This is a genomic window from Noviherbaspirillum sp., assembly GCF_035627455.1.
In the GTDB taxonomy this organism is placed as follows: domain Bacteria; phylum Pseudomonadota; class Gammaproteobacteria; order Burkholderiales; family Burkholderiaceae_D; genus Noviherbaspirillum.
In genome coordinates, this window is the sequence record NZ_DASPLS010000085.1 from 62,500 (window position 1) to 83,419 (window position 20,920).

Below are 20,920 nucleotides of genomic sequence, written 5' to 3' on the forward strand. Positions count from 1 at the left end.
ACATGAAAAGCAAAATGATTTTCGGCTTCCATGCCGTGACGGCGCGTCTGCGTCATGAAGCCTCATCGGTGGAAGAGTTGTATGTCGACGCAGGACGGCACGACAGACGCATGCAGGACTTGCTGCGCGCTGCCGAGGCGGCGAAGGTGCGCATCATCCATGTCGACAGCCAGCGCCTTGACGGCATGGCGGGCAGCCATCGCCATCAGGGTGTGGTGGCCAAGGCAGGGGAGCTGTCGCTGGCGCGCAACCTCGATGAATTGCTTGACGCGATCGAGGGGCCGCCGCTGCTGCTGCTGCTCGACGGCGTAACTGATCCGCACAATCTCGGCGCCTGTCTGCGCGTGGCTGACGCCGCGGGCGCGCACGCCATCATCGCGCCCAAGGACAGGGCCGTCGGTCTGAACGCGACGGCGGCCAAGGTGGCCAGCGGCGCCGCTGATACCGTGCCTTACATCACCGTCACCAATCTCGCGCGCACGATGCGTGAACTGAAGGAGCGTGATGTCTGGCTGACAGGTACGTCCGATGATGCCGAGAAAAGCCTGTATGACGCCGACTTCACCGGAGCGACCGCCCTCGTGATGGGATCGGAAGGCGAGGGCATGCGCCGTCTCACGCGCGAAAACTGCGACACCCTGGTGCGCATTCCGATGCACGGTTCGGTCGAGAGCCTGAACGTATCGGTAGCGTCCGGCGTCTGCCTGTATGAGGCCCGGCGTCAGAGAAGCGTCGTGAAATGATGCGCAATCGGCAAGGCTGACGCAGGCAGGCATGCCGCGCTGCATAGGCAAGGCCCTGCATAGGCGTTAACATTACCGCTCCCGTCCAACATATCGTTTCCATGTTCAACCGCATCCGCGAAGATATCGCCAGCATTATCGAACGCGATCCTGCCGCTCGCACGGCGTGGGAGGTGCTGACCTGTTATCCCGGCCTGCATGCGATCGTGATGCACCGCTGGGCGCACTGGTGCTGGACGCATGGCCTGAAATGGCTGGGCCGCTTCACCTCGCATCTGGCGCGCGGCCTGACCGGCATCGAAATCCATCCGGGTGCGACCATTGGCCGCAGGGTATTCATCGACCACGGTATTGGCGTGGTCATCGGCGAAACGGCGGTGGTCGGCGACGATTGCACGATCTATCAGGGCGTGACCCTTGGCGGCACCTCCCTCAGCAAAGGCGCCAAGCGGCATCCCACGCTGGAGCGCGGCGCAATCATCGGCGCCGGTGCAAAGGTGCTGGGCGGGTTCACTGTGGGCGAGGGCGCGAAGGTCGGCTCGAATGCAGTGGTGGTCAAGGAAGTGCCGGCAGGTGCAACGGCGGTAGGGAACCCGGCGCACATCGTGCAGAAGGACGCCGGCAAGCAACGCGAGGAAGCAGCGGCCAGGGTGTTCGCCGCCTACGGTGTGACGCCGAACGCCGACGAGGATCCCTTGTCGACCGCGTTGCACAGGCTCATCGATCACGCGGCCACGCAGGAGCAGCAGATCCAGAAAATCCTCGCGGCATTGCAGGCCGCAGGTGTCGGTTGCGAGGCCTTGCCGCAAGCTGGCAGGATCGATGCGGAACAGCTTAACAAGCTGGTGGAATAAGGATGCGGATGTGACTGAAACAGAAACTGGCGGCGCGAAGCCGGACGGCGCCATGTTGCTCGACCCCTTCGAGGTGCGGGTGCTAGCGGTGCTTGCCGAGAAAGAGGCCCTCACGCCTGACAACTACCCGCTCTCGCTTAACGCATTGACCAATGGCTGCAACCAGTTGTCCAGCCGCGATCCCGTCATGTCGCTGTCCGAGGAGATGGTGCAGGAGGTGCTGCAGCGGCTGGTGGACAAGAAATTCGTGTCCGAGGTGCGCCAGGCCGGCGCACGCGTGGTCAAGTACGAACACCGGATGCGCATGAAGTGGGCGCTGGAGCAGGACAAGCTCGCGGTACTCACGCTGCTCATGCTGCGCGGGACGCAGACTGCCGGCGAGATCCGGTCCCGAAGCGGCCGCCTTCATGATTTCGCCTCGGTGGCGGACGTGGAAGCGGCACTGCAATTCCTGATCGATAAGTATCCCCCGCTCGCCGCGCGCCTGCCGCGCGCGCCTGGTACGAAGGAAGCGCGGTACGCGCATCTGCTGTGCGGTGAGGAGATGCTGGAGCGGCTGGAAACGGCGGCCGGATTTTCAGCGAGCGTGGAAACGCCGAGGCAGGATCGCGTTGCGCAGCTTGAGGCCGAGGTGGCACTGCTGCGCGGCGAGCTCGAGCGCCTCAGCGAGCAGTTCGACAGTTTTCGCAAGCAGTTCGACTGATTGAGGCGGGAGCCGTAACTTTGTTGCGTGCGGCGCTCGTGCCGCCATCTGGCGAATGGCGCGTGTGCACGCCGCCCTACGTGGAATCCGTGGCGGTGCTAGAGGGTGCGGCCGTCGTATGAAAATCGAGTCACATTCCCCGTGCCATCCAGTGCGAGCCAGCCGCCGCGCGGCGCTTCCGCATCGCATTCCCAGTCGGGCAAGACATGGCGCACGCGCATCCTGCCCCCGGCTTCCAGCCGATGCGTCGCAGGGCGGTGCGTGTGGCCGTGGATCAGCACGTCCGCATTCGTCTCCTCAAACAATGCCGCAATCGCTGCCGGGTTCACGTCCATGATGTCGTAGGCCTTGGCGCGTTGCGCCTCGCGGCTGCCGCTGCGCATGCCTTCGATGATGGCCTTTCGCTGCGCAAGCGGTTGCGCGAGGAACTGTGCCTGCCATTGCTGCTGGCGTACCTGCGCGCGGAACGCCATGTAGCCGTGGTCATCGGTGCATTGCGCATCGCCATGGGTAAGCGCGATGCGTACGCCCGCAATCTCCGCGATATACGGATCGGGCAGCAGGCGCATGCCGGTGGCGGCGGCGAATGCGTTGCCGATCAGGAAATCGCGGTTGCCGGGAATCCAGAACAGGGCAACGCCCGCCAAATCGAGTGCGCGCAGCGCCTCGGCGATTTGCCGGTGATAAGGTTCAGCCAGGTCGTCATCGCCCGCCCAGTATTCGAACAGGTCGCCCAGCACATACAGCTGCTGCGCTTTCGTCGCATGCTGCCCGAGGAAGTCGAGAAAGGCCTGCGTCGTCCGCGGCAGTGAAGGCTGCAGGTGGACGTCCGAAACAAAAAGCGCAACCGTATCGGATTGCGCTTTCCGGGCTGCTGTCATTGTGCGTTTTCCGATGCCTGTATCCGGGTCAAGCTGTCCGCTCAGGCTACTTCGGCTTTTTCGATGACGACATCCTCGACCGGAACATCGGCGAACATGCCGGTGCGGGTGGTCTTCACCGATTTGATCTTGTCGACCACATCCGTGCCCTCGACGACCTTGCCGAACACGCAGTAGCCCCAGCCGTCCTGGCCCGGATAGTCGAGGAAGCTGTTGTTCTTCACATTGATGAAGAATTGCGCGGTCGCGGAATGCGGTGCCGAGGTGCGCGCCATCGCGACCGTGTAAGGCTCGTTCTTCAGCCCGTTCTTCGCTTCATTCTCGACCGGTTCGTTGGTCGGCTTCTGCTTCATGCCCGGCTCGAAGCCGCCACCCTGGATCATGAAGCCGTCGATCACGCGGTGGAAGATGGTGCCGTTGTAGTGGCCGGCGTTGACGTAGGCGAGGAAGTTCTCGACGGACTTCGGCGCCTTTTCCGCGTCGAGTTCCAGCTTGATCGTGCCGTAGTTTGTGGTGAGGATGACTGCCATGATGGTCCTTGTATGAAGTGATTTTATTTGACGACGGTTGCGGATTCGATCAGAACCGGCTTGACGGGAACGTCGCGGAACATGCCGCTGCTCCCGGTTTCCACCGCCTTGATCTTGTCGACGACTTCGGTGCCCTTGATGACCTTGCCAAATACGGCATAGCCCCAGCCGTCCTGGCCCGGGTAATCGAGGAAGCTGTTGTTTTTCACGTTGATGAAGAACTGGGCCGAGGCGGAATGCGGGGCCGAGGTGCGCGCCATCGCAACGGTGTATGGCTCGTTCTTGAGGCCGTTCTTCGCTTCGTTTTCGATCGGCGGGTTGGTCGGTTTCTGGTTCATGCTCTTGTCGAAGCCGCCGCCCTGGATCATGAAGTTGCTGATCACGCGATGGAAAACGGTGCCGTTGTAATGGCCGCTCTTCACATACTGCAGAAAGTTCTCAACGGACTTCGGCGCCTTCTCGGGATAGAGCTCAAGCACGATTTCACCCATGCTGGTCTTGAGCGCAACGCGCGGCGCATCGGCCGCCCCGGCACTGTGGAATGCCATGCCGAGCGACAGCGCAGCGGCCAGTCGCATGAAGTACCGACGTGTATTTTGCATCGCAGCTTCCTTTACTCTTTACAGACGATTGTCGATTGTGTATCTTCCGTCACCCCTCGCACGGCGGATTCGCACGCTTACGGTGCTGTGGCATCCGCGCCAAGCGCGTACAGCCTTTGATTGTCAGCCGGCGGGAGCCGGTTTCATCAATGTTATACTGGAGCGAAACCGTGCATTTTATCAAATACGCATGACAAAAGGGTTTCGGCGACCCTGTTGCACCACGTCATACCCGGGTTCCGAAAAGACAGACGACTGTTCTGCCCGGGGATGACCAGTCCAAGGCCGAAACGGAAAAAAACGCCCATGACTGCCCTGAAGATCTACAACACGCTGTCGCGTGAAAAGCAGACTTTTGTCCCCATGCAAGCCGGAAAGGTCCGCATGTACGTATGCGGAATGACGGTCTACGATTACTGTCACCTCGGGCATGCCCGCGTGATGGTCGTATTCGATATGGTGCAACGCTGGCTGCGCAGTTCGGGTTTTGACGTCACCTATGTGCGTAACATCACCGACATTGACGACAAGATCATCAAGCGCGCCGTTGAAAACGGCGAATCGATTTCGCAACTGACCCAGCGTTTCATCGACGCCATGGATGAAGATGCCGCAGCGCTCGGCGTGCAAAAGCCGGACCACGAGCCGCGCGCCACGGAGTATGTGCCGCAGATGCTCGGCCTGATCGAGAAGCTCGAGCAGAACGGCCTCGCGTACAAGGCAGCCGACGGCGACGTCAATTATTCGGTGCGCGATTTTCAAGGCTACGGCAAGCTCTCCGGCAAGTCGCTCGACGACCTGCGCGCGGGCGAGCGCGTCGAACTCAACACCGGCAAGCGTGACCCGCTCGATTTCGTGCTGTGGAAAAGCGCGAAGGAATCCGAGCCGGATGAAGTGAAATGGGAATCGAAATGGGGCAAGGGCCGCCCGGGCTGGCATATCGAATGCTCGGCGATGAGCTGCGAACTGCTTGGCGGACAGTTCGACATCCACGGCGGCGGCGAGGATCTGCAATTCCCGCACCATGAAAACGAGATTGCGCAATCCGAGGGGGCGCACAAGCACCCGTTCGTGAACTACTGGATGCACAACGGGTTCATCCGTGTCGACAACGAAAAGATGTCGAAATCGCTCGGCAATTTCTTCACTATTCGCGACGTGCTGAAAAAGTACGACCCGGAGGTGGTGCGCTTCTTCATCCTGCGCGCCCACTATCGCAGCCCGCTCAATTACTCCGACGTCCACCTCGACGATGCGAAGCACGCGCTGACGCGGCTCTACACAGCGCTCAAGGAAGTCGCGCCGGACGGCCAGCCGCTGGACCGGAACGAGGCGCATGCCGCGAAGTTCGCCGAAGCGATGAACGACGACTTCAATACGCCGGTCGCGATCGCCGTGCTGTTCGACCTGGCCAACGAAGTGAACAAGTCGAAATCGCCGGCGCTGGCGCGACAGTTGCAGGCGCTCGCCGGCACGATCGCGCTGCTGCAGCGTGCGCCGCAGGAATTCCTGCAAGCGGCGCCGGGCAGCAGCGGGCAGGGCGGCCTGGGCGAAGCAGAAATCGCCGCACAAATCGAAGCGCGCGCCGCGGCGAAGAAGGCCAGGAATTTTGCCGAGGCCGACCGCATCCGCGCCGACCTCCTCGCCAATGGCATTGTCCTCGAGGACAAGCCGGGCGGCGTGACAGAGTGGCGAAGGGCGTAAGCGCGATGGCGATCTCCCAACACAGCGGCGCGGCCGCGGGCGTCCCGTTGTACTGGCATGATGCGAAGGAAGAGCTGATGAAGCGCGACCGCATCATGCGCAAGCTCATTCCGCAGTTCGGCGACATGCATCTTGAAGGGCGGGCAGAGGCGTTCACCACGCTTGCGCGCTCGATCATCAGTCAGCAGATCTCGGTGAAGGCCGCCGAAGCAGTGTGGCAGCGCTTCCTCGAAGTCTGCCCGAAATGCACGCCGGCCCAGGTCTTGAAAGCGGGGCCGGAAACACTGGCCGGATGCGGCTTGTCAAAACGAAAAGCGGAGTATGTGATCGATCTGGCTGATCACTTCAAAGCCAAGCGGGTCCATGCCGACAAATGGGCGGAGATGGACGACGAAGAGGTGATCTCGGAACTGATCCAGATCCGCGGCATCGGACGCTGGACAGCGGAGATGTTTTTGATATTTAATCTGCTCCGGCCCAATATCTTGCCCTTGGACGACCTCGGGTTGCTCAAAGGCATTAGTGTCAATTATTTTTCCGGCGAACCGGTCTCGCGCAGCGACGCGCGCGAAGTCGCAGCAAACTGGGAGCCGTGGCGCACCGTAGCGACGTGGTATCTATGGCGCAGCCTCGACTCAGCACCAGTCGTGTACTGAATCTATCTCGTGTTGTTGAATAAGGAGGCACGATGAGCAAGACAACTTTTCTCGGGTTCGAGCAGCCCATCGCCGAGCTCGAGGGAAAAATCGAAGAATTGCGCTTTGTGCAAGACGATTCCGCAGTCGATATCTCCGAAGAAATCGAGCGGCTCTCGAAGAAGAGCCAGCAGCTCACCAAGGATATTTACGCCAAGCTGACGCCGTGGCAGGTATCCCAGATCGCGCGCCACCCGCAACGGCCGTACACGATGGATTACGTGAACGAAATCTTCACCGACTTCCATGAACTGCACGGCGATCGCACCTACGCGGATGACCTCTCTATCGTCGGCGGTCTCGCGCGCTTCAACGGCCAGCCCTGCATGGTGATCGGCCACCAGAAAGGCCGCGACACGAAGGAGCGGGCGATGCGCAACTTCGGCATGCCCAAACCGGAAGGCTATCGCAAGGCGATGCGCCTGATGAAGCTGGCGGAAAAGTTCGGCCTGCCGATCTTCACCTTCGTGGATACGCCCGGCGCCTTCCCCGGCATCGACGCCGAAGAACGCGGGCAGTCGGAGGCGATCGGCCACAACCTCTACGTGATGGCCGAACTCAAGGTGCCGCTGATCGCCACCATTATTGGCGAAGGCGGCTCCGGTGGCGCACTCGCCATCGCCGTCGGCGACGTGGTACTGATGCTGCAATACGCCACCTACTCCGTGATTTCGCCCGAGGGCTGCGCATCCATTTTGTGGAAGACTTCGGAACGCGCGGCCGATGCCGCCGACGCGCTCGGCCTGACCGCGCACCGGCTCAAGGCGATGAACCTGATCGACAAGATCGTCAATGAGCCGCTGGGCGGCGCACACCGTGACCCGAAACAGATGGCCGCTCTGCTCAAGCGCGCATTGGCCGATTCGCTGCGCCAGGTGCAAGGCCTGAAGCCCAAGGAACTGCTCGCCGCACGCCATGAAAAGCTGATGGGCTACGGCAAGTTCAAGGAAATCAGCCCGTCGGAATAAGTGTGACAACCGGGCAGGCAGCGTCGGTGCCGGACGCTTTCGAACGCGCGCTGGGAGAGATCCGGGCGCGCGTTTCTGTTTCTGCGCCGTGCATCGCGATCGCCTACAGTGGCGGGCTTGATTCCTCGGCCCTGCTGCATCTTGCGCACGCGTGGGCGAGGCGACAGGGCGTCGAGCTGTTCGCATTTCATGTCCATCATGGACTCAGTTTGAACGCGGGCCGCTGGCTTGCGCTTTGTGAACGGACATGCGGGGCACTCGGCGTCCGCTTCGATGCGCGCCGGGTGCAGGTCGAGACATGCGGCGACGGCATCGAGCAGGCTGCGCGCACAGCACGCTACGCTGCGCTGGGTGACCTGTGTCGCGAGTACAACGTCCCCTTGCTGCTTACTGCCCACCATCAGGACGACCAGGTGGAAACGGTGCTGCTGCAATTGCTGCGCGGTGCCGGCGTGGTCGGGTTGTCCGGGATGAGTCCGTTCAACGAAGCGCAGCGCCTCCTTGGCGGCCCGTTGCCGGTACTTGGACGCCCGCTGCTTGAATTGGCGCGCGCCGATCTTGAGCGCTACGTCGCGCAGCATCGAATCGCACACGTTGAAGACGAGTCGAATGCGGATATCCGCTTCGCGCGCAATGCACTACGCCATGAAATCCTTCCCTCGCTTGCGGTGCATTTCCCGGGGTTCGAGCAGCGCATCGTGCGCAGTGCCGGGCACTTCCGTGCCGCACAGCGCTTGCTCGACGAACTCGCCGCCGCCGATTTGTCTGCTTGTGCAGTCGGGGACAGCATTGACCTGGACCGCTTGCGGCAGTTGAACGAAGACCGGATGGAAAACCTTTTGCGCCACTGGTTTGCCCGGCACCGGGTGCGTTTGCCGGCAACCGCATGGCTTGCGCAGATGCGCGTGCAGCTTCTGGCGGCGCGGGAGGATGCGCAAGTGTGTATTGTCCACCCCGATTGCGAGATCAGGCGTCATCGCAATCGCATCCACCTCATTGCGCGTTCACCCGACGCCATTACATGTGCGGAGCCGATAACTTTCCGCTGGCAAGGCGAGCAAAGCATCAGTTTTCCAGCTTTCGGCGGCAGCCTCCATTTCGAAAGCGCGGAAGAGGGCATCGAAGCCGGCTGGCTGCGCCGGCAGGACCTCCAGATCCGTTACCGCAGCGGCGGCGAGAAATTGAAGCGGGCGCCGGACCGCCCGACGCGCAGCCTGAAGCATCATTATCAGGAACTCGACATTCCGGCATGGGAACGGAGGCGGCTGCCTGTTGTCCTCGCATCCGCAAGACTCGTATTCGCGGCGGGCATCGGGATGAACTGGAAGGACGTGCCGACTAACGCATGTCCTTTTGTGCGCCTTCGTTGGGAGAAAGACATCGCTACATAATATCCGGCGCAATTTTTATCGGTTTTTCGCGTCATCCGGCACCATTTCATCGGCCTGCCACTTGCCATCCTGCGTTGCAGCAGGTAAAGTAAAAGGTTGATTTTCTTCAAAAATTCTTCATTTTTTCAGCGCATTTCCAATCCGTTATGGCTTTAATCGTCCACAAATATGGCGGCACTTCGATGGGCTCGACCGAGCGCATCAAGAATGTCGCCAAGCGCGTCGCCAAGTGGCATGACGCTGGCCACCAGATCGTCGTGGTTCCGTCCGCGATGTCCGGCGAAACCAACCGTCTGATCGCACTGGCAAAGGAAATCATGCCGCAGCCGGACCCGCGCGAGCTCGACATGCTCGCATCGACCGGCGAGCAGGTGTCGGTAGCACTGCTGTCGATGGCATTGCAGAGCATCGGCAAACAGGCTGTTTCGTATGCCGGCTGGCAGGTGCCGATCAAGACCGACTCCGCATTTACCAAGGCGCGCATCCAGTCGATCGACGATGCGCGCGTGCGCAAGGATCTGGCTGAGGGCAAGATCGTCATCATCACCGGCTTCCAGGGGATGGACGACGCGGGCAACATCACGACCCTGGGCCGGGGCGGTTCCGATACCTCCGCGGTTGCCGTGGCCGCTGCACTGAAGGCGGCGGAATGCCTGATTTATACCGACGTCGATGGCGTCTACACGACTGACCCACGGGTGGTTTCCGAAGCGCGCCGCCTGAGGACCGTCACCTTCGAGGAAATGCTGGAGCTTGCTTCGCTTGGCTCGAAGGTGCTGCAGATCCGTTCGGTGGAATTCGCCGGTAATTACAAGGTGCCGACCCGCGTGCTGTCGTCGCTGACGGATCCGCTCATGCCGCTGGAAGAGGAAGCCAATTCCGGCACCCTGATTTCGTTTGAGGAAGATACACACATGGAACAAGCCGTCATTTCCGGTATCGCGTTTAATCGCGACGAAGCGAAGATTACCGTGCTGGGTGTGCCCGACAAGCCGGGCATCGCGTACCAGATCCTGGGGCCGGTTGCCGACGCAAACATCGAAGTCGACATGATCATCCAGAACCAGTCGGTCGACGGCAAGACCGACTTCACCTTCACGGTGCCGCGTGGCGAGTATGTGAAGGCGATGGATGTGCTCAACAAGAGCGTCAAGGAACACATCGGCGCCGGCAGCATCGTCGGCGACTCCAAGGTGTCCAAGGTGTCCGTGGTCGGCGTCGGCATGCGCAGCCACGTCGGTATCGCATCCCAGATGTTCCGCACGCTTTCGGAAGAGGGCATCAATATCCAGATGATCTCCACCTCCGAAATCAAGATTTCCGTGCTGATCGACGAGAAGTACATGGAACTCGCGGTTCGCGCGCTGCACAAGGCATTCGACCTGGAAAAGGCTTGAGCAAAGTCCAGCCGATAGCAGACTTTCATTGACCAAGTGCGCATGAGTCGCTATCATGCGTGACTTCACTGAAGCGGTGCAGTCAGACTGCTTGACGTGTGGAGACGTGGCCGAGAGGTCGAAGGCACTTCCCTGCTAAGGAAGCATACGGGCTTAAACCTGTATCGAGGGTTCGAATCCCTCCGTCTCCGCCAGATTGCAACAAAAAAGCCCCTCACGGGGCTTTTTTGTTATCTGAAGCGGTGCCAAGGTCAAGCTTCGCCGGCGCCCATCACCAGCCCCTCGATCGTATGCGCTTGTACGATAGGCTCAAGACTATCGACGATTCGGCAAGCAAGGTGCCGCCTGGCCTGTTCCGGCAGGCGGTCGTAATACGCACGGGTTACCTGCAGGTCGTGCTTTTCTCCATTGCGCGCGTCGGGTGCATCCACGCCGAGCACGAATACCGGGCGCGCCTGCGTTGAACGATTCGCGGTTCCCCTGTGGATCGTCAAAGCCGAGCGAGCCGAAATGTCCCCCATCTTCGGCATTTTCGTTTGGGCACGCGCCTGATAGCGGTGATAAAGCGACTTTGGCGGGAACATGCCACTGTCGCAGCCGGAAATGTCGTCCCATTGGGTTCCTGGCGCGATTTCGAACGGGCCCATGTTTTCCGTGACGTCCACCGTCGTTATGTTGAACGCAAGCGAGTTCAGGCGGCGGCCTACCCGGGTCGCCTCCGGAGAGGGGAAGTCGCGGTGCCAGGGTTGGTCTGCGGCGCCTGGGCCGGGAACGTCGAAGCCCGCTTCCACCACCTTGTAGTCCGGCCCAAGAATGGATTCGCAGACGGCAACCACCCACGGATGCGTCACGAGGTCGGCGAAGCCGCGAATGCGCTCCGGATGGATCTCGACATAGAAGCGATTGGGCCCGCGGGCGAGTGCGCCGCCAGGGTATTGCAGGGCTTCGGCGAACAGGCGGTCGATGTCTTCTCGTAGTTGCTGCACCCAGGCGCGGTCGAACGCACCCTTGAGTCCGATGAATCCGTCGCCATAGAGGCCGGCCATGATGTCGGCAGTGTCGAATTCGGGGTGGTGGGGTTGAAGCACAGCGCTCATTGGCGGGTTCCTCTGATGCATGCCGGCAGGGCTTCGCTCTCATCGTCGCGTCGGCCGGGCGTTGAAAAAATGATCTTTGCAGGACATCCGTGTCGGAGGGGATGCGCAGTGATGAAGACAAGATGAGCCGAGGAAAAGTGCCCGTAGGGATACGCGCCTCGTTTTACTTGCTGGATTTGTTTCTGATAAGAGCGGGAGGGAGGTGTTGCGAATGGAGCAATGGCCGGCGCTGAGCACCACTTTCTCAGATCTTTTTATTCGGCAAGCCTAAATAGCAGGGTGCTCCCGCCGTTAATGAAAGTTATGGGGAGGCTGGAAGATAAAAAAAATTTGCCGGAACCCTAAAGTTTTGAAAAATGCGGCCGATAAGCAACACATAAGCCGTACCGGATTCTTCGAACGGATCGAAAAACACACTTTATTGCGATCAAGAAATCGAATAAAAAGAGCAATTTGACAAAAATTAACTATTGGCACGCAGGCGTAGCTGCCGCAGTTAAAGCGCCGCAACGCCAAGCCTGAAGCCATTTCCGCGCTTTCTCGCAGATGCGGGGTCGGTGCTGCCTGGCGTTTGTAAGACAAACGCCTACGGGTTGCGCCTGTGCGCGTCTTACGAAAAATACAGCGCACATCTTATTTTCCTTAGGCAACTTCGAACTCAGAATGCATCTCACCGGGCATAAAACCGTGTCCCGGACGTCAGTAAACGAAGGGATGAACTATGAGCACGAACGACATGATGGCGGAAATTCGTGACGCGAATCTGAGCTACTTGATGCTCGCGCAACAAATGATTCGTTCTGACAAGGCATCCGCAGTTTTTCGACTGGGTATTAGCGCCGAAATTGCTGACATGCTGGAAAGCTTGAATAACGCTCAGATTCTCAAGTTGGCCGGCACCAACATGATGCTGGCGCGCTTTCGCTTCGATGATGGTGCTATCCTTGGGATGTTGACAAATTACAACAAAGACCGCGGGCTGGCTCATTCGCACGCGGCAATTCTGATGGCCGGGCAGCAGGTCGAGGAAATTTCCTGATTGTCTGTGACAGAATAATAAAATTACTTCATGGAAGTCCGGATGACACGAGGTCAGCATGGCTAAGAAGAGCGTGGTATCGGAAGCGCAGGAAATCCAGCTTGCGATCGAGCTGATCAACCTCGGCGCGCGCCTGCAGCTGCTTGAGTCCGAGACCAGCCTGTCCCGCGAACGCCTTCTCAAGCTGTACAAGGAGCTCAAGGGCGTGTCGCCCCCGAAGGGCATGCTGCCGTTTTCGACCGACTGGTTCATTACCTGGCAACCCAATATCCATTCTTCGCTGTTCATCAATATCCACAAGTACCTCGTCGAGCACGCCCAGATCTCCGGCATCGAAGCGGTGATGAAGGCATACAAGCTGTATCTTGAGCAGGTCGAGCCGGATGCGAACGGCGAGCCGGTGCTTTCCCTGACCAGAGCCTGGACGCTGGTCCGCTTCTTCGAAAGCAAGATGCTGGAAACGGCAACCTGCAGCAAGTGCGGAGGCGATTTTGTCGTTCATCGCCTCGATCTGCACCAGGATTATGTGTGTGGCCTCTGCCATATGCCTTCCCGCGCCGGCAAGACCAAGAAGTCGAAGGAAGAGTCGGCGCGACCTGCATCCCCCGCGCAGGCCTGATTTCGCGTTTCGCCAGTTTTTGCGAAGGTCGATCATGGGAGGTGTACCTTCGCGCGCCACTGTGTTGAGAGCGCCAGCCCTCAGGGCGCTGATCATTCAGGCTGCAGCATTCGCCTTGGTTCTCGCATTTGCTCATACGCTGGCGGTGCTAACAGAAACGCAGCTTCCGATCGTGCTTGCGGCGCTCGCGCAAGGCACAGTTGCTGCAATGATTACCAGATACGCTTCCCTAGCGCCCTGGTGGCCGGGAATTCAGTTCGTTTTCCCGGTTGCGCTCGTGACTTTCGGTGCGCTTCAGCTGCCATCGTGGATCTTTCTCGTCGCCTTCCTGTTACTTCTCTGTCTTTATTGGACGACCTTTCGCACCCAGGTTCCGTACTATCCTTCCTCGCGTCAGGCCTGGGAGGCGGTCAATGCGCTGCTGCCGGTTGGCAGGGCGCTGCGCGTAATCGATATCGGCAGCGGATTTGGTGGCTTTGCCATGCACTTGGCGCAGGCGCGTCCGGAGAGTGAGGTCACAGGAATTGAGCTGGCTCCGTTGCCGTGGTTGGCGAGCGCAATGCGCGCGCGATTCCGGCGCAGCCGGGCGCGTTTCATTCGTGGCGATTACGAGAAGCTGGATCTGGCGTGCTACGACGTCGTGTTTGCCTATCTGTCGCCTGCCGCCATGCCTTCTCTCTGGTGCAAGGCAAAGTCGGAAATGAGAGCCGGCGCGCTGCTCCTGAGTCACGAGTTTCCCATTCCCGGGATGGCGCCTGACATTACGGTCCACCCTGTCGGGAGCGGGCCGGCACTGTATGGCTGGCGCATCTGCTGACTGCCGCGTCGAGCAATCTCCTGCTCAAGTTTTGTCCCCGCTGGTCGTAACCATTGTGAATGGCGTCTTCAGGCCGTTCTGCCACATACGGTACTTTCCAGTTGTGAAGCGGAGGGTGAATTGGCAAAATGTTGGCCTGTAGAAAGCGCTTTCTAACGACCGGAGCTAGTACCCTTGTTAGTCATTGTCGGATATATCATCGTTTTGGGATCCGTCTTCGGCGGCTTTGTGCTGTCGGGCGGCCATCTCGCCGCCTTGTTTCAGCCGCTTGAGCTGCTCATGATCGGTGGCGCGGCTGCAGGTGCGTTCTTCGTCGGGAATAACGGCAAGGCGATCAAGGCTACGTTGAAGGCGCTTCCTACGGTCCTGAAGGGGTCCAAGTATACAAAAGCGCTGTATATGGAATTGATGACCCTGCTGTTCGAAATCCTCAGCAAGGTGCGCAAGGAAGGCCTGATGTCGATCGAAGGTGACATCGAGAAGCCGGAGGAAAGCCCCATTTTCAGCAAGTATCCGGGCATCCTGGCCGACCATCACATTATCGAATTCATGACCGACTACCTTCGCCTCATGGTGTCGGGGAACATGGACGCCTTCCAGATTGAAAACCTGATGGACAACGAGATTGATACCCACCATGTCGAGGGCGAGATTCCCGTGCACTGCGTTGCCAAGCTGGGTGATGGCATGCCGGCATTCGGCATCGTGGCCGCCGTGATGGGCGTGGTGCATACGATGGAATCGGTCGGCCTGCCGCCGGCGGAACTGGGCATCCTGATCGCGCACGCGCTTGTCGGTACCTTCCTCGGTATCCTTCTCGCGTACGGCTTCGTGGGTCCGTTGTCCAGCCTGCTGGAGCAGAAGCTGCATGAGTCCACGAAGATGTTCCAGTGCGTCAAAGTGACATTGCTGGCGAGCCTGAACGGTTACGCGCCTGCGCTCGCGGTGGAGTTCGGCCGCAAGGTATTGTTCTCCACAGAGCGTCCGTCGTTTGCCGAACTGGAAGAGCACATCAAGCAATCCAAGTCGAAATAGAACTGATCATTAGCTGGAACCGACATGGCGGACGAAGGCTTACGGCCGATTATCGTAAAACGCGTTAAGAAGGGCGGCGGCGGCCATCACGGCGGTGCGTGGAAGATTGCGTACGCCGACTTCGTTACGGCGATGATGGCGTTCTTCCTGCTGATGTGGTTGATGGGCTCGACTGCGAAGGGCGACCTGCAGGGGATCGCCGATTACTTCAAGACGCCGCTAAAGGTGGCAATGTCGGGCGGGTCCGGAGCGGGTGACAGTTCCAGTGTGATCCAGGGCGGCGGCAAGGACCTGACGCGTAAAGATGGACAGGTCAAGAAGGGAGACGATGTCGACGTCAAGAAGACCTACAATCTGCAGGCTGCCCATCTGCGCGAGGCGGAGAAGGAGCTGGAAAAGGCGGAGCTGGCCCGGCTGAAGTCTCTCAAGGCCAAGATCGAAGATGTGATCGAATCGCGGCCGACGATGAGGCAGTTCAAGAAGCAGCTGCTGCTCGATATTACAACGGAGGGCTTGCGCATACAGATCGTGGACGAGCAAAATCGTCCCATGTTTGCACTGGCGAAAGCAGAGTTGCAGCCCTATACTAGGGAAATCCTGCTGGAGATCGGCAAGGCCTTGAACGATGTGCCCAACCGGATCAGCTTGTCCGGACATACCGACGCCACGCCGTACGCCAGTGGAGAGAAGGGGTACAGTAACTGGGAATTGTCGGCGGACCGCGCCAATGCATCGCGCAGAGCGCTGATCGCCGGGGGGATGGACGAAACGAAGGTGTTGCGGGTAGTCGGCCTGTCGTCAGCCGTTCTGTTCGACAGACAGGATCCCTTCAATCCGATAAACCGCCGTATTAGCATTATCGTAATGAACAAGAAGACGGAAGAATCCGCGTCGAGGGACGGGGGAACCGTAGAGGTCTCCAATGAGGCGCAGACCAGAGGTGGCGCCGCCGCACAGTGAGAACATATCGCCTGCGGCTTTGCGCTTGAGCGGTGTGGGGACAGGACAATGACAAGTGAAAAAACGTTGGGCACGCAGGTCAAGCACCTGTTATCCAACCTGTCGGATCATGGTACTCAGCATCTGACCGAAGTCGAAACCGACCTGGTGCAGACAAGCTTTCTGCTCGGGGAGGCCATCGAAAAGCTGGGCGCCAGCTTCATGGCCATTCACGAGGCCATCAGCGCGCAACAGGAAGCAATCGACCTGCTGCTGTCGGGGTCAAAGCCGACGCCTGAAATTGCCGAGAAAATCAAGGCCAAGCATAGTGAGATCGGCAAGCACGTCAACGCTGCCGTCACCGGACTGCAGTTCCAGGATATGACCAGCCAGCTGATCGGGCGTACCGTCAGGCGAGTGACGGGATTGCGAGAAGTCCTTGGCGGCATCGGATCCGGCAGCTCCACTATTTCGGAAAGCAATGCCGAAGAAATCATCGCGACACTAAACAGCATTAACAAGGTGCTCGAAGAGCAAAGCGTGAAGCTCGAAAGCGCGCTGTGGAAAGCCGTGTGCCAGACGCACATGGAAAGCGGCGACATCGAGCTCTTTTGAAGTGAAATGAATTTCGGGTAATGCGGGCAGCCGGCCCGGACATGGAAAATAGCAGGAGTTATAACGATGGCAAAGACGATATTGGCAGTGGACGACTCGGGCTCACTACGTCAGATGGTGGTGTTCAGCCTGAGGGCGGCCGGCTACCAGGTCACGGAGGCAGTGGATGGACAGGATGGCCTGGACAAGGCGAAAGCCCAGGTTTTCGACCTGGTGCTGACGGACCAGAACATGCCGCGCATGGACGGTCTGACGCTTATCCGTTCGCTGCGCGGCTTGCCGACCTATCAGAAGGTGCCTATTCTCATGCTGACCACGGAGTCCAGCGACGAGATGAAGAACAAGGGGCGGGCCGCCGGCGCCAATGGCTGGCTGGTCAAGCCGTTCGACCCGCAACGTCTCACCGAGGTCGTGAAAAAAGTCATTGGCTAACGCCGTCACGTACGACCAGCCAAAGAACAAGCAAAGATGACGGAGTCCCAAAATGACCATTGACATGAGCCAGTTCTTCCAGGTGTTCTTTGATGAAACCGAAGAACTCCTCGCTGAGATGGAAAAGCTGCTCCTGGCGATCGACGTCGCCGCACCTGGGGAAGACGACCTGAACGCGATCTTTCGCGCAGCGCATTCCATCAAGGGCGGCGCCGGCACGTTCGGCCTGACAGACCTGACCGAAGTCACGCACGTCCTTGAATCGCTGCTCGACAAGATCCGCAAGGGTGAGATGACATTACTGGCCGAGCACGTGGATGCCTTTTTGGTGGCCAAGGACGTGCTCAAGATGCAGCTTGACGGACACCGCTTGCATACGCCGGTCGACCAGGAAGCGGTCGCCGACGCGCGCATGATGCTCGAAGCCTTGTCCCAGGGCGGCGTTCCCAAGGCAGCTCCTACCGCCTCACTTGACATCGCTCCTCGGCGTCCGGCGACGCCTGAACCCGAGCAGGGCGGGGCCCAGAGGCAGTTCCGCATTGAGCTTCCGGCAATAGCCGACCGCGACGTCGATGCCATCATGGACGAACTCGGCCTTCTCGGGACGATCAGCAAGGAAACGCTGGCCGACAAGCGGACGGTATTTACGCTTGCCGGAAACGGCAGCGCCGACGAGATCATCGCGATCTGCTCTTTCATCCTCGACCCCAACGACCTGAAGATTACCGAAGAGCCGGTCGCGCGGCAGATGACCGCTGCCGAGGCCAAGGCAGCGCAGGAGGCAGCGCAGGGCTACGGTTTCTTCGAACCGCTTAGCCCGACGGAGCAGCAGGCCGCGAGCAAGGCCGCGCAGGAAGCGGTGCAGGGCTACGGCTTCTTCGATAATTTCGAAACCCAAGAGATGAAGGAGGCGAGGGAGGCGGGCAAGATGCCGCCGCCTGCTTCGCCCCCTGCGCTGCCGGCGCGCGAAACGGCGCCAGCCCCTGTGCAGGAAAAGAAGGCACCCGCCAGGCGGGAGCCGGACAAGACGGTGCATAATTCAGAAACGACGTCGATTCGGGTCGGCATCGAAAAGGTCGACCAGCTGATCAACCTGGTTGGCGAGCTGGTGATTACGCAGGCGATGATCGAACAGCGCACCAACTCCCTTGATCCGATGGTGCATGAACGTCTGCTCGCGAGCGTCAGCCAGTTGACCCGCAACACCCGCGACCTGCAGGAAGCGGTGATGTCCATCCGCATGATTCCAATGGATTATGTGTTCTCGCGCTTCCCGCGGATGGTGCGCGACCTCGCGTCCAAGCTGGGCAAGCGTATCGAATTCGTCACCCACGGGGCGGCGACCGAGCTCGACAAGGGGTTGATCGAGCGCATCGTGGACCCGCTTACCCACCTCGTTCGGAACAGCATTGACCACGGCATCGAAATGCCGGAAATCCGCCGCGCGGCGGGCAAGAGCGAGACAGGCAAGCTTTCGCTGTCCGCCGGGCACCAGGGCGGCAACATCGTGATCGAGGTGACGGATGACGGTGGCGGGCTGAACCGGGAGAAGATCCTTGCCAAGGCGAAGTCGCAGGGGCTGCCGGTCAGCGACACGATGCCTGATGCCGACGTCTGGCAGCTCATTTTCGCACCCGGCTTCTCCACCGCGGAAGTGGTGACCGACGTGTCCGGCAGGGGTGTCGGCATGGACGTGGTGAAGAGGAACATTACTGCGATGGGTGGCGTCGTCGACATCCGGTCGGCGAAAGGTTTCGGCACCACGATTTCGATTTCGTTGCCGCTTACCCTCGCGATCCTGGACGGCATGTCGATCAAGGTCGGCGAGGAGGTCTACATCCTGCCGCTCGGCTACGTGGTGGAGTCGCTGCAGCCCGACCCGGTGGACGTCAAGGAAATTACCGGCCAGGGCCGCGTGGTCAAGGTGCGCGGTGAATACCTCCCGCTGATCCCGCTATACCAGATGTTCGGCATCGAGCCGCGGTTCACCGATCCGTCCAAGGGCATTGTCGTGATCCTCGAATCGGACGGCAGGAAGGCGGCGCTGTTCGTCGACGATCTGGTCGGCCAGCAACAGGTCGTCGTCAAGAACCTCGAATCCAATTATCGGAAGGTGGCCGGTATTTCCGGTGCCACCATCCTCGGCGACGGCGGTGTTTCTCTGATCGTTGACGTGGCGGCATTGCTGCGTTCGAGCCGGCAGCTTACCGCCGATGAATCCATTTTTTCCTGACAAGGGACAGCTAACATGACACAAACCGTTCAATCGATCGTTCCGGCGAATGGGGAAAAATCCGATCGCGATATCGCCGGCCAGGAGTATCTCGCCTTTACTCTCGGCAAGGAAGAGTACGGTATCGACATCCTGAAGGTACAGGAAATCCGCGGGTACGAAACGGTGACCCGAATTGCGAATGCACCCGACTTCATCAAAGGCGTGGTGAACCTGCGCGGCATCATCGTGCCGATCGTGGACATGCGCATCAAGTTCCATCTCGGCGAACCGACTTACGACCAGTTCACGGTGGTTATCATCCTGAACGTCGCGGGACGAGTCGTCGGCATGGTGGTGGACAGTGTGTCGGATGTGATCACGCTATCGCATGAACAGATCAAGCCGGCGCCGGAAATGGGGACCGCCCTGAATACAGACTATCTGATCGGTCTTGGCACCATCGATCAGCGCATGCTGATCCTCGTCGATATCGACAAGCTGATGTCCAGTGCGGAAATGGGATTGATCGAAAAGATCGCGGCGTAGGACCGCCGCAGGCCTGCCTTGCAGGCGGCAGAATCCGGAAAGAGATAGAAGGCTCGCCGGCACAGTATCGGCGCGCCTCCCAACAATAAAAAGGGGGTAGGGACGATGCTGAAAAACTTGACCATCAAAGCGCGGCTGATCTTCGTGATCGCCTTCCTGTCGCTGTTGCTCGTCGGCGGCGGTGTTGTTGGCATTGTGAGCCTGAATGCGGCCAACAACTCCCTGCAGACAATCTACGATGACCGGCTTATTCCAATCGGGCAGTTGAACACCATCGTCCGCCTCATCGGGGACAACCGGATGGCGGTGGCAGAGTCGATGAACGGCGACCCTGCCGTCGTCAACAAGAAGATGGATGAGGTCGACAAACGCATCGTCGAGATCGGCAAGATCTGGGAGGCGTTCATGGCGACTTCGTTGACCGAAGAGGAAAAGGCGCTTGCGGCAAAGGCTTTCGAGGCGCGCAGGAAGTTTGTCGAGGAGGGCCTGAAACCAACGGTGGCGGCATTGCGATCCGCGAATGTGCAGCAGGCCATGGAGCTGATGCAGGGACCGATGAGCCAGCTGTATGCCGGTTTCCAGGGACATGTGGATGAACTGATCAGACTGCAGGAAAGGATCGCGAAGGCCGAATACGAAAAGACGCAGAGCCTTTATGTCATCGTGCGTAACATCTCGATCGCCGCCATGGTGTTCGGCGTGGCGCTCGCTGGCTTGATCGGCGTCTGGCTGATCCGTGCAATCTCCATTCCGCTAGGCGAGGCCGTGCAACTTGCGCGAAAAGTCGCCGAAGGAGATCTTTCACAGAATATCGAAATCACCTCACGCGACGAAACCGGCCAGCTTCTGGCGGCGCTGAAGCTCATGAACGAAAGCCTTGCCCATACGGTCGGCCAGGTACGCTCCGGGACCGAAATGATCGGCGTGGCGTCGCGCGAAATTGCCTCGGGCAATGCCGATTTGTCGGCTCGCACCGAATCGCAGGCCAGCTCGCTGGAAGAGACGGCGTCGTCGATGGAGGAGCTGACGTCGACGGTGAAGCAGAATGCGGAGAACGCGCGCCAGGCCAACCAGCTGGTGGTGTCGGCATCGGACGTG

Annotated in this window: 22 protein-coding genes and 1 tRNA gene; 19 read left to right on the forward strand and 4 right to left on the reverse strand. The window is 59.7% G+C overall.

Going from position 1 to position 20,920, the window contains the following annotated elements:
- Positions 1–2 precede the first annotated feature (2 nt).
- The 3 genes from rlmB to VEC01_RS16445 all read left to right on the forward strand — a co-directional run bounded on the left by rlmB (position 3) and on the right by VEC01_RS16445 (position 2,300).
- Entirely contained in the window at positions 3–743 is a 741-nt protein-coding gene (gene rlmB / locus VEC01_RS16435; RefSeq protein ID WP_324901983.1) for a 23S rRNA (guanosine(2251)-2'-O)-methyltransferase RlmB, read from the forward strand.
- 101 nt (positions 744–844) lie between these two features.
- Positions 845–1,597: a serine O-acetyltransferase gene (cysE, locus tag VEC01_RS16440; RefSeq protein ID WP_324901984.1), complete on the forward strand. Its 753-nt coding sequence runs from the start codon at positions 845–847 to the stop codon at positions 1,595–1,597.
- A gap of 52 nt (positions 1,598–1,649) precedes the next feature.
- On the forward strand, positions 1,650–2,300 hold the full coding sequence (locus VEC01_RS16445; RefSeq protein WP_324902008.1) for a YceH family protein: 651 nt from the start codon (positions 1,650–1,652) through the stop codon (positions 2,298–2,300).
- Positions 2,301–2,398: 98 nt separating this feature from the next.
- On the opposite strand, the gene VEC01_RS16450 is transcribed toward VEC01_RS16445, so the two are convergent.
- Genes VEC01_RS16450 through VEC01_RS16460 form a run of 3 tightly spaced genes read right to left on the reverse strand, consistent with a single transcriptional unit; the run spans position 2,399 to position 4,313 of the window.
- A complete protein-coding gene (locus tag VEC01_RS16450; RefSeq protein ID WP_324901985.1) occupies positions 2,399–3,181 on the reverse strand; it encodes a UDP-2,3-diacylglucosamine diphosphatase in 783 nt (260 codons plus the stop codon).
- Positions 3,182–3,222: 41 nt separating this feature from the next.
- On the reverse strand, positions 3,223–3,711 hold the full coding sequence (locus tag VEC01_RS16455) for a peptidylprolyl isomerase (RefSeq protein ID WP_324901986.1): 489 nt from the start codon (positions 3,709–3,711) through the stop codon (positions 3,223–3,225).
- Between the two features lie 23 nt (positions 3,712–3,734).
- A complete protein-coding gene (locus tag VEC01_RS16460; protein ID WP_324901987.1) occupies positions 3,735–4,313 on the reverse strand; it encodes a peptidylprolyl isomerase in 579 nt (192 codons plus the stop codon).
- Positions 4,314–4,619: 306 nt separating this feature from the next.
- On the opposite strand from VEC01_RS16460, the gene cysS reads away from it, so the two are divergent.
- The 6 genes from cysS (at position 4,620) to VEC01_RS16490 (ending at position 10,662) form a co-directional block, all read left to right on the forward strand.
- On the forward strand, positions 4,620–6,017 hold the full coding sequence (gene cysS, locus VEC01_RS16465; RefSeq protein ID WP_324901988.1) for a cysteine--tRNA ligase: 1,398 nt from the start codon (positions 4,620–4,622) through the stop codon (positions 6,015–6,017).
- A 5-nt stretch (positions 6,018–6,022) separates the two neighbouring features.
- Positions 6,023–6,673 (forward strand): DNA-3-methyladenine glycosylase, encoded by a 651-nt coding sequence (locus VEC01_RS16470; protein WP_324901989.1) that lies wholly within the window; start codon positions 6,023–6,025, stop codon positions 6,671–6,673.
- Positions 6,674–6,705: 32 nt separating this feature from the next.
- Entirely contained in the window at positions 6,706–7,680 is a 975-nt protein-coding gene (locus tag VEC01_RS16475) for an acetyl-CoA carboxylase carboxyltransferase subunit alpha (protein ID WP_324901990.1), read from the forward strand.
- A 2-nt stretch (positions 7,681–7,682) separates the two neighbouring features.
- On the forward strand, positions 7,683–9,071 hold the full coding sequence (gene tilS / locus VEC01_RS16480; RefSeq protein ID WP_324901991.1) for a tRNA lysidine(34) synthetase TilS: 1,389 nt from the start codon (positions 7,683–7,685) through the stop codon (positions 9,069–9,071).
- A gap of 146 nt (positions 9,072–9,217) precedes the next feature.
- Positions 9,218–10,468, forward strand: a complete 1,251-nt coding sequence (locus VEC01_RS16485; protein WP_324901992.1) for an aspartate kinase — start codon at positions 9,218–9,220, stop codon at positions 10,466–10,468.
- Positions 10,469–10,568: 100 nt separating this feature from the next.
- A tRNA-Ser gene (locus VEC01_RS16490) sits at positions 10,569–10,662 on the forward strand.
- Positions 10,663–10,719: 57 nt separating this feature from the next.
- Here VEC01_RS16490 and VEC01_RS16495 read toward each other — a convergent pair.
- A complete protein-coding gene (locus VEC01_RS16495) occupies positions 10,720–11,565 on the reverse strand; it encodes a phytanoyl-CoA dioxygenase family protein (RefSeq protein ID WP_324901993.1) in 846 nt (281 codons plus the stop codon).
- A gap of 721 nt (positions 11,566–12,286) precedes the next feature.
- Here VEC01_RS16495 and flhD point away from each other — a divergent pair.
- The 10 genes from flhD to VEC01_RS16545 form a co-directional block, all read left to right on the forward strand.
- The gene (gene flhD, locus VEC01_RS16500) at positions 12,287–12,604 is read left to right on the forward strand and encodes a flagellar transcriptional regulator FlhD (RefSeq protein ID WP_324901994.1); all 318 of its coding nucleotides are present in this window, start codon (positions 12,287–12,289) and stop codon (positions 12,602–12,604) included.
- Positions 12,605–12,662: 58 nt separating this feature from the next.
- Entirely contained in the window at positions 12,663–13,223 is a 561-nt protein-coding gene (gene flhC / locus VEC01_RS16505) for a flagellar transcriptional regulator FlhC (RefSeq protein WP_324901995.1), read from the forward strand.
- Positions 13,224–13,338: 115 nt separating this feature from the next.
- Complete coding sequence (locus VEC01_RS16510; protein ID WP_324901996.1) at positions 13,339–14,040, forward strand: class I SAM-dependent methyltransferase; 702 nt, start codon at positions 13,339–13,341, stop codon at positions 14,038–14,040.
- Between the two features lie 174 nt (positions 14,041–14,214).
- Complete coding sequence (motA, locus tag VEC01_RS16515; protein WP_324901997.1) at positions 14,215–15,075, forward strand: flagellar motor stator protein MotA; 861 nt, start codon at positions 14,215–14,217, stop codon at positions 15,073–15,075.
- A gap of 24 nt (positions 15,076–15,099) precedes the next feature.
- Positions 15,100–16,035 carry a flagellar motor protein MotB gene (gene motB, locus VEC01_RS16520; protein WP_324901998.1) on the forward strand — a complete coding sequence of 312 codons (936 nt, stop codon included), beginning with the start codon at positions 15,100–15,102 and terminating at the stop codon, positions 16,033–16,035.
- Positions 16,036–16,083: 48 nt separating this feature from the next.
- Positions 16,084–16,629: a chemotaxis protein gene (locus tag VEC01_RS16525; protein ID WP_324901999.1), complete on the forward strand. Its 546-nt coding sequence runs from the start codon at positions 16,084–16,086 to the stop codon at positions 16,627–16,629.
- Positions 16,630–16,695: 66 nt separating this feature from the next.
- Positions 16,696–17,061: a response regulator gene (locus tag VEC01_RS16530; protein ID WP_324902000.1), complete on the forward strand. Its 366-nt coding sequence runs from the start codon at positions 16,696–16,698 to the stop codon at positions 17,059–17,061.
- 52 nt (positions 17,062–17,113) lie between these two features.
- Complete coding sequence (gene cheA, locus VEC01_RS16535; protein ID WP_324902001.1) at positions 17,114–19,294, forward strand: chemotaxis protein CheA; 2,181 nt, start codon at positions 17,114–17,116, stop codon at positions 19,292–19,294.
- Between the two features lie 15 nt (positions 19,295–19,309).
- A complete protein-coding gene (locus VEC01_RS16540; RefSeq protein WP_324902002.1) occupies positions 19,310–19,822 on the forward strand; it encodes a chemotaxis protein CheW in 513 nt (170 codons plus the stop codon).
- Between the two features lie 105 nt (positions 19,823–19,927).
- Positions 19,928–20,920: Tar ligand binding domain-containing protein (locus VEC01_RS16545; protein WP_324902003.1), on the forward strand; the 993-nt coding region annotated here is incomplete at its 3' end.

What these genes read in the sequence shown, in the direction of transcription:
- rlmB (WP_324901983.1), top strand. Translation starts at nt 3, where the DNA reads ATGAAAAGCAAAATGATTTTCGGCTTCCATGCCGTGACGGCGCGTCTG.
- cysE (WP_324901984.1), top strand. Translation starts at nt 845, where the DNA reads ATGTTCAACCGCATCCGCGAAGATATCGCCAGCATTATCGAACGCGAT.
- VEC01_RS16445 (WP_324902008.1), top strand. Translation starts at nt 1,650, where the DNA reads ATGTTGCTCGACCCCTTCGAGGTGCGGGTGCTAGCGGTGCTTGCCGAG.
- VEC01_RS16450 (WP_324901985.1), bottom strand. Translation starts at nt 3,181, where the DNA reads ATGACAGCAGCCCGGAAAGCGCAATCCGATACGGTTGCGCTTTTTGTT.
- VEC01_RS16455 (WP_324901986.1), bottom strand. Translation starts at nt 3,711, where the DNA reads ATGGCAGTCATCCTCACCACAAACTACGGCACGATCAAGCTGGAACTC.
- VEC01_RS16460 (WP_324901987.1), bottom strand. Translation starts at nt 4,313, where the DNA reads ATGCAAAATACACGTCGGTACTTCATGCGACTGGCCGCTGCGCTGTCG.
- cysS (WP_324901988.1), top strand. Translation starts at nt 4,620, where the DNA reads ATGACTGCCCTGAAGATCTACAACACGCTGTCGCGTGAAAAGCAGACT.
- VEC01_RS16470 (WP_324901989.1), top strand. Translation starts at nt 6,023, where the DNA reads ATGGCGATCTCCCAACACAGCGGCGCGGCCGCGGGCGTCCCGTTGTAC.
- VEC01_RS16475 (WP_324901990.1), top strand. Translation starts at nt 6,706, where the DNA reads ATGAGCAAGACAACTTTTCTCGGGTTCGAGCAGCCCATCGCCGAGCTC.
- VEC01_RS16485 (WP_324901992.1), top strand. Translation starts at nt 9,218, where the DNA reads ATGGCTTTAATCGTCCACAAATATGGCGGCACTTCGATGGGCTCGACC.
- VEC01_RS16495 (WP_324901993.1), bottom strand. Translation starts at nt 11,565, where the DNA reads ATGAGCGCTGTGCTTCAACCCCACCACCCCGAATTCGACACTGCCGAC.
- flhD (WP_324901994.1), top strand. Translation starts at nt 12,287, where the DNA reads ATGAGCACGAACGACATGATGGCGGAAATTCGTGACGCGAATCTGAGC.
- flhC (WP_324901995.1), top strand. Translation starts at nt 12,663, where the DNA reads ATGGCTAAGAAGAGCGTGGTATCGGAAGCGCAGGAAATCCAGCTTGCG.
- motB (WP_324901998.1), top strand. Translation starts at nt 15,100, where the DNA reads ATGGCGGACGAAGGCTTACGGCCGATTATCGTAAAACGCGTTAAGAAG.
- VEC01_RS16525 (WP_324901999.1), top strand. Translation starts at nt 16,084, where the DNA reads ATGACAAGTGAAAAAACGTTGGGCACGCAGGTCAAGCACCTGTTATCC.
- VEC01_RS16530 (WP_324902000.1), top strand. Translation starts at nt 16,696, where the DNA reads ATGGCAAAGACGATATTGGCAGTGGACGACTCGGGCTCACTACGTCAG.
- cheA (WP_324902001.1), top strand. Translation starts at nt 17,114, where the DNA reads ATGACCATTGACATGAGCCAGTTCTTCCAGGTGTTCTTTGATGAAACC.
- VEC01_RS16540 (WP_324902002.1), top strand. Translation starts at nt 19,310, where the DNA reads ATGACACAAACCGTTCAATCGATCGTTCCGGCGAATGGGGAAAAATCC.